Raw genomic sequence first — 13,231 nt, 5'->3', positions numbered from 1 at the left:
CCCAGCACATCCTCCCAGATCCCGACCAGCTGCGCCTCGACTTCTGTGCGCGGGGGGACGAAGTCGGTGCCCAGGGCGAGTTCCGGGCGGTCCGCGGACATCAGGGCGACGCGGTCGAGCTTGCCGTTGAGGGTCAAGGGCAGTGCGTCGACCACCACGAACGCCGAGGGCACCATGTAGGCAGGCAGTACTTGGCGCAGCTCATCGTTCCACACCGCGACCGCAGACTCCGCTGCCGCCGCCTCGGCCACGATGTAGGCCACCAATTGCCTGTCGCCGTCCCGCTCCCGCACCAGGACCGCCACGTTCCGGGCTTGTGTCACCCTCCGGACCGCGGCCTCCACCTCGCCGAGTTCGATACGGAAACCGCGTATCTTGACCTGGCTGTCACGGCGCCCCAGGTATTCGATGACCGGGCCGTCCTCCGTCTCACGCAGGACGGCGAGGTCACCCGTGCGGTAGAGGCGGTCCCCAGGACGGTCGCTCCACGGGTGCGGAATGAAGCGCTCGGCGGTCAGACCGGGCTGCGCGAGGTAGCCCCGGGCCGTCCCCACACCGCCCACGTACAGCATGCCGGGAACGCCGTACGGAACAGGCTGGAGCCCCTCATCGAGTACGTACACCTCGGTGCCCGGGAAGGGTCGGCCGATGGGCGACCGGTGACTCTCGACCGTGGTGTGCGCCGAGTGCACGCAGTAGGTGCTGTCGATCGTGTCCTCGGCGAGCCCATAGGAGTTCACCACCACCGTCTCCGGGCCCGCCACCTCCTGGATCTCCGCGAGGGTACTGCCGTACACCGTGTCCGACCCGACGATCAGGAGACGCAGCCGCCCGAGCCCCTGCCGCTCCGCCCGTGCGTGGTCCACCAGGCCCTTCAGCACCAGCGGCACGAACTCCGCGCAGTCCACCCGCTCGCCGGCCAACAGACCGAGGAGCGCGTCCGGCCGCAGCAGCAGTTCACGCGGACACATCACGAGCTTGGCACCGGTGCACAGCGCCCGTACGACGTCGCCCACGAACACGTCGAACCCGAAGTTGGCCATCTGCAGTACCGACGTGGCCCGCTCGGACAGGCGGTATGCCGCTGCCCAGCCCTGGTAGCGGGCGTGCAGCGCGCCGTGGGAGACCATGACTCCCTTCGGCCGTCCGGTGGAGCCGGAGGTGTAGACGATGTAGGAGAGACCATCGGGCAGTACGGGCACGTCGGGGCTGCTCGTCGGCTCCCGGCCCGATTCCTCGTCGTCGGTGAGGACCACCGCGAAGGGCCCGTCGGGTACCTGCGCACGCAGACGGGTCTGACTGACCACCGCGGTCACCTGCGCATCGGTCAGGACGGCCGACAGATGCTGGGCCGGATTCTCCGGCTGCAGTGCCACATGTGCCCCGCCCGCCTTCCACACCGCGAGCACGCTGACCACCAGGTCGACGCCACGGTCCAAGAGGATGCCGACTCGCTTCTCGGGGCCGACGCCGTGCCGGCGCAACCGGTGGGCCAGCGCGTTGGCGCGCTCGTCGAGCTCTCGGTAGGTGAGACGGCTGCCGGTGTCGACGACGGCCTCGGCGTCGGGCTTCAGCCGCGCCTGCCGCTCGATCAGGTCCAGCACGGTGGACGCGCGGTCATTCCGGATGCCGGTCCCGGTGGTCACTGACGGCGCCACCGCGGAGCGCAGGAGTGCGTCGCGCGCGGCACCGCGCACGAGCGGAATCTCCAGGAGTCGGCTGTTCGTGTCGTCGACGAACTCGCGCAGCAGCAACGCGAAGAGGTGAGCGTCACGCCGTACGGCTTCCTCGTCGAACAGGTCCGAGTTGTACTTGAAGATGACCGTGGACTCATCGTTCGAGAACTGCAGGTGCACCTCCAGATCGGCCGGTGTGTAACGCCGGGGAGGAATCACCAGGGCCGTCCGCAGACCGGCCAGATACAGCGTCTCGGTCTGCTGGTCGAGGTTGAAGATGGTGCTGAAGAGCTGTGCCTTGCTTGCGTCGGTGCTGGTCGGCAGCTTCCCCAGGAGCGCGGAGAACGGATAGCCGGAGTGGTCGTAGGCTTCCAGCAGCGTCCTGTGGATCGTCGACACCATTTCGGCGACCCGGGTTCCCGGCCGGACGGAACTGCGGACGGGTACGAGGTTGCTGCAGTTCCCGACCATGCGGGCGGTGTCCGCCTCGTCGCGCTGTGCTACCGGCACTCCGATCACCAGGTCGTCCTGTCCGGTGAGTCTGTGCAGCAGCGCGGCGTAGGCGGTCAGCAGGAAGGTGAACGGCGTGCTGCCGCACTCCCGGGCGGCACGGGCGACTTCCAGCCGCAGGGCCGGGTCGAGGGCGACCGTCACATTGCCGCCGTTGTACGTGACCTTCGGCGGCCGTGGACGGTCGGTCGGCAGTTGCAGCGAGGGTACGCCGTCCGAGAACCGGTCCAGCCAGTAGGCTTCGGCGGCCTGCTGAGCCGGAGTGTCCGCGCGATCGATCTGCCGGGCGACGTACTCGCGGTACTGCGGGGGCCGCGGCAGCTTCGCTGCGGGGGTCTCGGCGGTGGAGGCGTTGTAGTAGTGGCCCAGCTCCTGAAGGATGATGTCGAAGGACCAGCCGTCGATCACGACGTGGTGAGCACCCAGGTACAGCTGATGGTGATCCGGGGCCAGACGCAGCACCGCGGTGCGGACCAGCGGACCGTTCGTCAGGTCGAAGGTGTCGCGTGCTCGGGCGTCCAGCCAGTGGGCGAGCGCGTGTTCCGGGTCCGCCCCGGTCGCGGGGTCGGTGAGGTCGACCAGCGGCAGCGCGTCGTCCGGCACGTTCCGTGTGGACTGGCCGGTCCCGTCGGCCGAGATGACCGTGCGCAGGGATTCGTGCCGCAGGAACACCTGGTGCATCGCTCCGCGCAGGGCGGACACGTCGAGTGCGCCCCGTAGATCGACGACGATGCTCTCGTTGTAGGAGCGGGACTGGTCGGAGCCCATCTGGTCCAGCAGCCACAGTTCCTGCTGCACCACACTGAGCGGAAGCGCACCCTCCGCGGGATCCTGGCCGGTGTCCGGCGCGGGCTGCGGGGGAAGCGGGCGCGATCCGGGGAAGAACCCGGCCGCCCGCATGCCGTCGGCGACGGTGAGCAGCGCCGTGACCACGGCGTCCACGTCTGCGGGCGTGTGCGCCGTCGAAAGGAAGCAGTTGCGTCCCTCCCAGACGTACACGCCCTGCTCCAGCAGACTGGTGAAGAACACCTCGATGGTGTCGGACCCCGGTGGCTCGTCGAGGAAGTCCAACCGGAACAGGGATCCGAAATGGATCACTCTGATGGGGATGCCGCCGGCCTCGAAGGCCCGGTTGACGCGCTGGGCGAGATCCGCGACCGTCCGGTTCAGCGTCTCCTGGAGCTGTGGACCCCGGCGGCGCATCTCACGCAGGACGGCTCGTCCGGCAGCGAGGGCCAGCGGATGCTTGCAGAACGTACCGGTGAAGAACGTCCGGATGGAGTCGGGGTAGGGGGAGTCGCCGAACAGCCAGGCGCCGCCGTCGATGGCATCGAGGTACCGTTTGCGGCCGGCGACCACTCCGATGGGAAGACCGCCACCGACGACCTTCCCGTAGGTGGCGATGTCCGCGTCGATCCCGAACAGGGCCTGTGCGCCGCCGGGGTGCATCCGGAAGCCGGTGATGACCTCGTCGAAGACGAGAGCCACCTCGGCGGCTCGGGTCAGTTCCCTGAGCTTGCGCAGGAAGGCGACGGGCTGCAGGTCCGGATGCCGACTCTGGACAGGTTCGACGACGACCGCCGCCAGTTCGTGCAGATGTTCCTCGACGACCCGCAGCGAGTCGTCCTCCCCGTAGGGCAGGACCAGTGCTTCCCGGCCCACTCCCTCGATCACCCCCGGTGCCAGGGGCATGGAGCCGCCCGACCGGTCGTTGCCGTTCTGCCGGGCGAGCACGGGATCGGCCGAGCCGTGGTAGGAGCCCGCGAACAGGACGATCTTGCTGCGGCCGGACACCGCCCGGGCCAGCCGGATCGCCGCCATCACCGCCTCGGATCCGGTGTTGCAGAACAGCACGCGCTCCTTGCCGGTCATCTCGGCGACGAGGGAGGCGAATTCGTTGGTGAGGTCGGAGTGCGGGCCCAGTTGCATGCCCGATGCGAGCTGCCGGCTGATGGACTCGTTGATGAACGGTTCGTTGTGGCCGAAGAAGTTGACACCGAAGCCCATGGTCAGGTCGATGAACTCGTTGCCGTCGACGTCCTGGAGGCGGGAGCCCTCGGAACGAGTGACGGAGAGAGGGTAGTGGGTCTCCCGCAGGAGGAGGTCGCCGCGGAGCGTGTGGCGGACGTCCGCGTTGACCACGCGGTCCTTCAGCGCGAGGTCCTTCGACTGCTTGGTCAGATCGCAGTAGCGCCGCACGAGGTCTTCGATGTACTGCCGCTGGCTCGGGGTCGGTTCGCCGGTCCTCGCACCGCCGCGGGTCGGCCGGAAGGGCACATAGGCACGGGGAGACGCCAGCGGGATGGCCGTGGACGGGGAGGAGACGTGCTGTGCTCCGTCCGGTGGCTGTGGGACCGGGGAGACCGGGGGAGGGGCCTGGGCGGTCGCCAGCCGGTCCGTCCGTAGCAATTCGTAGGCGCGGTCCATCACCTGTGCGTGCACTGCGAGGAAGCGGGAGACGTCGCTGCCCTCGTTGCCGTCCTGGGCCACTGCTTCGGCTGCCGCGGGCGCCGCAGGCAGCGCGGCCGCCGGCGCGGCCTGCGGAAGCGCCGCACCGCCTCGGGTCTCCCGCGCGGCCGGGGTGTCGAAGGCCCGCAGTACGCCGGGCTCGGCGTGCGCCCGTATGTGAGCCGCCAGGGCGCCCAGCGTGGGTATCTCCTCGAACAGCAGCCGGACGGGCAACTCGATCCGGAAGGTCGTGCGGACCTCCTGCAGCGTCTGCATGAGCACCATCGAGTCCGCACCGAGCTGGAGGAACGGCAGGTCGGGGTCGATGGGTCCGTCGACCGCCAGCAATCTGCCCACGAGTCCGGAGATCACCTCCAGGAGAGGATCGGCATGGGATGCCTCGGTCGGCGCGGTCTGCGCGGTAGGCGCGGTCACCTTCGTCTCCTGTGGGGTCATCGGGGACAGCCAGTGGTCCTGGTGCTGGAAGGGATAGGTGGGAACCGGGGCGCGGTCGTACGGGTGATCGGAGTCGAATCCCGACCAGTCCAGGGACCGCCCGGAGACGTGCAGACGGGCCGCGCTGCCGGCCAGCACCGTCCAGTCGTCCGCGTCGCGTCGCAGGGAGGGCAGCCACACGGCGCCCTCAACGTCCTTCCGGACCGAGTTGATGAGCACCGGGTGCGGACCGACCTCCACGAACGAGGTACAGCCGAGCGCGGCCAGCCGCCGCATGCCTTGCGCGTACCTGACCGTCTTCTCCAGATGCCGTTGCCAGTAGGCGGCGTCCGGGGGGTTCGACGCGTCCATTGGGCGGCCGTCCAGGTCGCTCAGCAGCGGTATGCGCGGCAGCGACCAGTCGAGGTCCGCGAGCTCCTTCGCCAGTTCCTCGCGGGCGGGCGCCATCATCGGAGAGTGGAAAGCATGGCGTGACCTCAGCCTGCGAGTGATCACACCGCGCCCGTTCATGGTCTCCTCGTAGGCGGTGACCGCGTCCTCCGGCCCGGACACCACGGTGTTCGCGGGGCCGTTCACAGCGGCGATCGACAGTGCGTGCCGATCCCCCAGAGGCTGGGCGACTGCGCGTGCCGAGCCCTCGTCCGTCAGAACGAGGACCATGGCGCCCCGCTGCGTCCGGGACTCGACTAGGCGGCCGCGCAGGGCTGCCAGCCGCAGGCCGTCGTCCCGGGAGAAGACGCCCGCCACGCAGGCAGCGGCGAGTTGACCCACGCTGTGCCCCAGCAGGTAGTCCGGTTCGACACCCCAGGACCGCCAGAGCTGGGCCATGGCGTACTCGAAGGCGAAGAGGGCGGGCTGGGTGTTGCCGGTGCGGTCGAGCGCGTCGTCGTCGCCGGAGAACAGGATCTTCTGCAGGGGCTGGTCGAGGAGCCCGTCGAGCACCTCGGCACAGCCGTCGATCTCCGCGCGGAAGCGGGGGCTCGTCTCGTACAGTCGCTGCCCCATACCGGGGTACTGCGCGCCCTGACCGGTGAACAGGAAGGCGAGGGCACCGGCCTCGCCGTTGGACGCCTGTCCGGTGATCACACGGTCATGCGGTTCTCCCCGCTGCAGCCGCTCCAGGCCCGCGATCGCCTCCTCGGCCGTGCCGGCGGACACCACGGCGCGGTGCTGCCAGTGGGAGCGCCGGGTGTTCGCGCTGTGGCACACGTCGGCGAACCGGGCACCGGCAGGGCCGGCGAGTGTGGTGGCGTACCGGCCCGCGAGTTCGCGCAGTGCGGTCGGCGACTTGGCGCTGAGCGCGAGCAGATGCAGGGGGCGTTCCCCTTCCGGCGCGGACTCCGCCGGCGCGGGGGGAGCCTCTTCCAGTACCAGGTGGGCGTTGGTGCCGGTGAATCCGAAGGAGCTGACACCCGCCGTCCGTCGGCCCGGCACGTCCCAGGGGCCGAGAGCGGTGCGGATCTCGATGCCGTCGTCCCAGCTGATGGCGGGGTTCAGGTGCCGCAGGTGCAGGTGCGGGGGAATCTTGCGGTGCTGCAGCATCAGCACCGTCTTGATCAGGCCCGCCATTCCGGCGGCTGCCTCCGTGTGCCCGATGTTGGTCTTGACGGAGCCCAGTACGACGGGCCGGGAGCGGGGCCTGCCGCGGCCGAGTACGGCCGCCAGGGCGGCGACTTCGACGGGGTCGCCGAGCAGGGTGCCGGTCCCGTGGGCCTCGACGTAGTCCACCTCGGCCGGTGCGACGCCCGCGTCACCGAGCGCCTCCCGCACCACGTCCTCCTGGGCGCGTTTGCTGGGCGCGGTCAGCCCGTTGCTCGCGCCGTCCTGGTTCAGCGCGGAGCCTCGGAGCACGGCGAGCACCCGATCGCCGTCCCGAAGGGCGGCCGGGAGCGACTTGAGCACCACGACACCGCAGCCCTCGGAGCGTCCGTAGCCGTCGGCCGCCGCGTCGAAAGCCTTGCACCGGCCGTCCGGGGCGAGCATGCCGGCCTTCTCGAAGATTCCGGTGGGCTGGGACGTGACCAGCACGTTGACGCCCCCGACTATGGCGAGGGTCGACTCTCCGGACCGCAGGGAGCGGACCGCCTGGTGCACGGCCACCAGCGAGGAGGAGCAGGCGGTGTCCACGGCGAGGCTCGGCCCCTTGAGATCGAGCAGATAGGACACCCGGCCCGCCGCGGCGCTCAGTGCCTGCCCCGTCCCGCTGTACTCGTCGAGCAGGTCGGGGTGGGCGACCTGGTAACGGCCGTAGTCGCTGTCACTGATCCCGATGAACACGCCGGTCCGGGTTCCCGCCAGGGAACCGGGCACGATGTCGGCGAGCTCTAGGGCTTCCCAGGCGGTCTCCAGCAGGATCCGATGCTGCGGGTCAATGTATGGTGCCTCGCGTGCCGAGATGTTGAAGAAGGAAGCGTCGAAGCCTGCCACGTCCGAGAGGAGCCCGTGCGGGAACCGGTCCCCGGTGAGGCGGCCCGTGGCGGCGGTCGTGCCCACCGCGTCGCGGCCTTCCGCGAGGAGGCGCCAAAATGCGTCGATTCCGTCGGCCCCCGGGAAGCGGCAGCTCATGCCGATGACCGCGATGGCGGCCGAGGGGCCGGGAGCCGGAGTGCCCGGTGCCTCTTCGGGCGCGGACGGCCCGGGTGCCCGCTCACCGGGCACGGACGGCCCGGATGTCCGTTCACCAGGCGGGGCGAGATGACGCGCGATTGCCCGTGGTGTGGGGAATTCCCACAGCAAGGTGGGCGACAGGTCCTGACCGGTGAGGTCTTGCAGCTCGCCGAGCAGGACCACTGCCTCGCGGGACGAGAGTCCCAGCTCGGCGAGGGCGGTCCCGGGGTCGATCGCCTCGGGCGGGACGCCCGTCGTCTCGGCGAGCCGCCCGACGATCCACCGCTCGATCTGCGCCGCGTCCTGCCGGCCGGGCCGGGCACGCGCGTCGTCCTCCGGGATTCGCGGGGGCCTGTGTTCGGGCATCACTCGTCTCCAATCCTGCAAGCGTCGAATGCGGTCGCGTGCTTCGCGCCGGGGACCTCAGAGGGCCGGCGTCCCCGGACGGGGCGATCCGGACGTCGTCGCCGGCACGGGCAGCAGGCGCCGGTCCACCTTGCCGCCGGGACTGAGCGGGAGGATGTCGAGGAACACGTAGGCACGTGGCAGGAGGTAGGCGGGCAGGACCTCGCCCAGGAAGTCGCGCAGCTCGGCCGGGGTCGGCCGGTGGTCCGCGGCCGGTACGAGGTACGCCGCGAGGTACTTGTCGCCCGGACGTTCCTCACGTGCGGCGACCACCGCCTCGGCGACCGCGGGATGAGTGAGGAGCTGGGCCTCTATCTCCCCCAGCTCGATGCGGTAGCCCCGGATCTTGACCTGGTCGTCGATCCTCCCGAGGAAGTCCAGATTGCCGTCCGGCAGGAACCGGGCGCGGTCCCCGGTCCGGTAGAAGCGTGCGCCGGGCCGGGCGCTGAAGGGGTCAGGGAGGAACTTGTCCGCGGTCAGGTCGGGCCGGCCGAGATATCCGCGCGCGACGCCCTCGCCACCGATGTACAGCTCACCCGCCACTCCCACGGGCACCGGTTGCAGGTCCTGGTTCAGGACGTACATGGTCATGTTCATGATTGGGCGGCCGATCGGTACCGCCCGCGAGAGGTCCTGATCGGGTGGAACCGTGTGCACCGAGCAGCCGACCACCGTCTCCGTGGGGCCGTACTCGTTGATGATCCGGGCCCCGGGAGCGGTCCGGCGCCACTCGGCGACGGTGCTCGCCTTGACCTCGTCCGCACCGACGACATAGGTCCGCACCGAGTCCAGTCTGGTGTCCTCACGCATGTGCGTGCGCAACACGTCCAGATGAGCCGGTGTGATCTTCAGCAGGCTGAGATCGGTCCGGCTGCGCAGCAGGTCCGCCAGTGCCTCCAGGCCGCGGTCCTTGGGCAGGAGCGTGACGTCCTTGCCGGCGATGAGAGGCAGGAAGAAGTTGGGTACGGAGAGGTCGAACGCGATGGACCCCACCATGACGGCACCGTGCGTCCCGTCGACGCCGTAGCCCTCCACCGCCCACAGCAGGTAATTGTTCAGGCTCCGGTGGCTGATCAGCACGCCCTTGGGGCGGCCGCTGGAGCCCGAGGTGAACATCGCGTACACCAGGTTGTCGCTGTTCATGGGCACTTCGGGGTTGTGCCGTGGCAGGTCGGCGACGAGGTGCCGGTCGCCGTCGAGCAGGAACACCTGCCTGCCGTCCGCGGGCAGAGCGGACCGAAGATGTTCCTGGGTGAGGATCACCGAGGCCCCTGTTTCGGCCAGGACGAAGGCCAGCCGCTCGGTGGGGTGATCGGGATCGACGGGGACGTAGGCGCCGCCCGCCTTGAGGATGCCGAACATGCCGACGAACATCTCGACACTGTGGTCGACACACAGACCCACGAACGACTCGGGACGGATTCCGAGGGAGCGCAGATGCCAGGCCAGCTGGTTGGCCCGCTCGTTGAGTTCCCGGTAGGTGACACGGCGATCACCCGCCACGACGGCGACGGCGTCCGGCGTGGCCAGCACCTGGCGTTCGAAGAGTTCGTGCAGGCACGCCGAGGTGGGAAAGTCCTGCGCCGTGCTGTTCCAGCCGGTGGTCTGCTGCTGGAACTCCTCTTCGCTCAACAGGCGCAGGCGGTCCACCCGTGATCCCGGGCGCGCCGCGCCGTCCGCGAGCAGGCACACGAGGTGACGCAGCATGCGCTCCGCCGTGCTCCGGTCGAACAACTCGGTGGCATAGACGAGTTCGAGCCGCAGACCGTCCCCGTCGTCCAGGGAACGCAGGGCGAGATCGGTCCGCATTCCGGTGGGGACCGCCGGCCGCGCCCCGACGAAGGGAGCCGGCAGACCGTCCCGGACGGCGGTGAGGTCGGTGTGGTCGCAGAAGACCTGGAAACCGGCGTTGCGCGAGGGATCCCGCGACCAGCCCAGTTCGGTGATCACTTCATGCAGCGCGACCGCGCTGTGCCGCGAGACCTCACTCGTCCCGCAGACCGTGGCCCGGACCAGATCGGCGAAGGGGGAAGAGCCGGGGACATCGACGGTCAGAGGCAGGGCACTGCCCAACACCCCCAGGAGTCGTCGGCGTTCGGGCTCCGGCCGGGCGGCCGGGACGACACCGACAGTGAACCTCGTATGTCCGCTGTAACGGTGAAGCAGCGCCGAGAAGCCGGACAGGACCACCTCGGCGATCGTCGCGTCCGTCGAGCTTGCGAGTTTGTGCAGCTCCTCCCTGAGCTGCGGGCCGAGGACCTGGGAGACAGCTGCACAGTGGTGCGACATCGCCGCCGGCCGCGCCCGGTCGGTGGGGATCTCCAGTACTACGGGAGCGTCGGTCAGGACGTCCCGCCAGTACGCGACATCCCGGGCCCGGGCCCGGTCGGTGCTCCACGCGGATTGGTCCGCGTACGCCGTGTCGAGCGGTGGCAACCGATGTGGCCGGCCCTGGACGGCGGCCGCGTAGAACTCGGCGAGGTCCCTCGCGATCACCGGAGTGGAGCGGCCGTCGGAGGCGGCCGAATCCGTGGTCACGACCAGCACATGCCGGTCTTGCGGCAGAAGTGCCAGGAGCGCGGAGAGCGGTGCGTCGCTCACGCGTGAGCGGGCCTCCACGATCGCCCGGCCGCACTGCTCTTCGGCGTCGAAGTCGCCGAGGAGCCGCAGGTCGAGGCGGTGCACAGGGACAGGCCCCATGCCGGCGGCCGATCCCCTGCCGTCCTCGGAGCCGGCGGATCTCCCGTGCGGACTGCCGTGGCGGCGAGCGAGTTCCCGCAGGCTCAGCTGCAGTGCGTCGTCGTCCAAGGCGCCGCGAAGAAACAGGAGATGACGGCTAGAGCCGGTGAACAGGCCCAGTACGGACGCGTGTTGCGCTTCCGGCGGTAACAGTACGCTCCCGGAGACGCCCGCCCGGGAGGCGGGGGCGCGGTTCCGCCGCGAGGCGTCCCCTGTCGTTCGCCCCCGGCCGCGCAGCCTGGCCAGAGGCGACCCGGCCTGCCCGTTGTCATCGGCGCGAGCCGCGCTCATCGATTCTCCTTCCCCGTCGGCGGAGTCGGGCGGTCCGGCATGGAGCCGGCCCGTCCCCTCCGCTCACTCCCTGGACTCGACCTCGTCCACGGCCATCGCCAGACTCTTCGGACGCACGTCGCGCCAATGCTTGTCGATGTATTCCAAACACTCCTGCCGGCTGTCGGATTCGAGGACCGTCGCCCACCCGCCCGGCACTCCTATGGGTGCGGGCCACAGAGAGAACTGTGCCTCGTCGTTCACGAGGACGAGAAAGCCGCCCTCTTCATTCTCGAAAGGGTTCGACATCACGTCTCCAACGGAATAGGACGGCATTGCCGAGCGGCCACCTTAACTCGCCGGCGGCGTGCACCCCGGCCGGTCGATCACGCACCCGGATGTCTCGCCGGCGAGACGCACAGGCGGCTACCTTTGTCTACGGCGCAGCAGAACACCCGGACCGGCGCTGGACTACATTGCGTCGAATGTGAGCGGCATCGACCGGCGCCAGGCGGAGGATGACCGGCGGCGGGTGTGCGCCCTCCCGGCGGCATGTCCCGCCTCCCAGAGAACTCCGAACTCCTCATCCCGGAGGAAAATCCCCCATGAGCAAGGGCACGGCTCCAAGGATTCACCGCAGCGGAGTTGGGACTTCCGGTCCCGATAATCGCCCGGGGTCTCCAAACCGTCCTTCGCGTATTTGGTGGCGTCCGGCCGATGCCGCCACCGGGGATACGGAATTCCGCCTCTCGCGTCATGCCGTGAAGAGCGGAGATTTCGCGGGACGGGCGCGATGACCCGATCCTGCGTGGTCGAGGCACTGGCCGGATGGGTCCCGCCCCTGCGCGTGACGAACGACCAGCTGCCCGAGTCGTGGGGGGTGACGGACTCCTGGGTCCGCTCCCGTACCGGTATCGGCAGTCGTCACCGCGCCGGACACGGCGTAGCCACTTCCGACCTCGCCCTCGCAGCCGCAGAGAGCGTTCTCAGAGGCAACGACTCGGTCGATGCCCTCCTGCTGACGACGTCCACCCCCGACCATCCGCTGCCGGCCACCGCTCCGTCGCTGGCCGCAAGGCTGGGGCTGGGCCCGATCCCGGCGTTCGACGTCTCCGCGGTGTGCAGCGGATTCGTGTACGCGTTGGCGACGGCGGCCGGGTGGGTGGCAGCCGGCCTGGCGGAGCGCGTCCTGCTGGTCGCGGCCGATGTCTACTCCACCATGCTCGACCCCACGGACCGTGCGGCGGGCATCGTGTTCGGCGACGGCGCGGGCGCTGTGCTGCTGCGCCGGGGCGAGGATGATGAGCCCGGCGCCCTGATCGGGTTCGACCTGGGCAGCGACGGGGGGCACGCCGACCTCATCATGGTGCCCGCCGGCGGCGCCCGGCACCGGGCCACCGGTCGGTCACCGGCCGACGGGGACCACTACTTCCGCATGCATGGCTCCGAGGTCTTCAAGCACGCCATCACGCGGATGGACGGTTCAGTGTCGACGCTGCTCGAATCGCTGGGCTGGAGTGTCGACGAGGTGGACCGCCTCGTCGGCCACCAGGCCAATGCCCGCATCCTGAAAGCGGTCTGTGAACGGCTGGGTCTGCCCGCCGACCGATGCGTCGGCAACCTGGCCGAAGTCGGCAACACCGGCGCCGCATCCATACCGCTGGCCCTCGCCCAGGCGCACGCCGACGGCCGGCTCCGGCCCGGTCAGCGGGTGGTCGTCGCCGCGTTCGGCGGCGGGCTGACATGGGGGTCCGCCGCACTCGTCTGGCCGGACCTGTCGCATACCCAGGTGATACCGCACCTGTGAGTGAACCAAGGACTATAGGAAGGCCGCCTCATGCCCACCAGCCCCGAAGCCGTCTACCGTCTCGTGCACGACACTCTGACCACCAAGTTCGAGCTGCCCGCGGCGGAGATCCGGCCGGACGCGACCATCGGCGAACTCGAACTCGACTCCCTTGCCCTGGCGGAACTGGCGGTCGTGCTGAGTGAGGAACTCGGCGTCGAGGTGACCGAGGAGGGTGTCACCCGGACCACCACACTCGACGAGTTCGCCGCGGGCGTCGCGCGTGCCACGGCCCCGGCCGGCGACGCGGCCGCGCTGGACGCCCAGTGAACAC

Annotated in this window: 5 protein-coding genes; 2 read left to right on the top strand and 3 right to left on the bottom strand. The window is 69.9% G+C overall.

Annotated elements, in window-relative coordinates; genetic code table 11:
- The 3 genes from IE177_RS32795 to IE177_RS32785 form a co-directional block, all read right to left on the bottom strand.
- On the bottom strand, nt 1-8,063 hold an 8,063-nt coding region (locus tag IE177_RS32795; protein ID WP_190019116.1), incomplete at its 3' end, for a non-ribosomal peptide synthetase/type I polyketide synthase.
- Nucleotides 8,064-8,120: 57 nt separating this feature from the next.
- Entirely contained in the window at nt 8,121-11,132 is a 3,012-nt protein-coding gene (locus IE177_RS32790; protein WP_229816369.1) for a non-ribosomal peptide synthetase, read from the bottom strand.
- 63 nt (nt 11,133-11,195) lie between these two features.
- Complete coding sequence (locus IE177_RS32785) at nt 11,196-11,447, bottom strand: MbtH family protein (protein WP_373305223.1); 252 nt, start codon at nt 11,445-11,447, stop codon at nt 11,196-11,198.
- A gap of 457 nt (nt 11,448-11,904) precedes the next feature.
- On the opposite strand from IE177_RS32785, the gene IE177_RS32780 reads away from it, so the two are divergent.
- Both IE177_RS32780 and IE177_RS32775 read left to right on the top strand, forming a co-directional pair.
- Entirely contained in the window at nt 11,905-12,918 is a 1,014-nt protein-coding gene (locus IE177_RS32780; protein WP_190019114.1) for a beta-ketoacyl-ACP synthase III, read from the top strand.
- 30 nt (nt 12,919-12,948) lie between these two features.
- Nucleotides 12,949-13,227: an acyl carrier protein gene (locus IE177_RS32775; RefSeq protein ID WP_190019113.1), complete on the top strand. Its 279-nt coding sequence runs from the start codon at nt 12,949-12,951 to the stop codon at nt 13,225-13,227.
- Nucleotides 13,228-13,231 lie beyond the last annotated feature (4 nt).

Origin of the sequence: Streptomyces lucensis JCM 4490, assembly GCF_014650035.1 — a bacterium.
Taxonomy (GTDB): Bacteria; Actinomycetota; Actinomycetes; order Streptomycetales; family Streptomycetaceae; genus Streptomyces; species Streptomyces lucensis.
This window is presented reverse-complemented; position numbering and strand designations above follow the sequence as displayed.

Coding starts and splice junctions, on each gene's coding strand:
- IE177_RS32790 (WP_229816369.1), bottom strand. CDS start 11,132: ATGAGCGCGGCTCGCGCCGATGACAACGGGCAGGCCGGGTCGCCTCTG.
- IE177_RS32785 (WP_373305223.1), bottom strand. CDS start 11,447: ATGCCGTCCTATTCCGTTGGAGACGTGATGTCGAACCCTTTCGAGAAT.
- IE177_RS32780 (WP_190019114.1), top strand. CDS start 11,905: ATGACCCGATCCTGCGTGGTCGAGGCACTGGCCGGATGGGTCCCGCCC.
- IE177_RS32775 (WP_190019113.1), top strand. CDS start 12,949: ATGCCCACCAGCCCCGAAGCCGTCTACCGTCTCGTGCACGACACTCTG.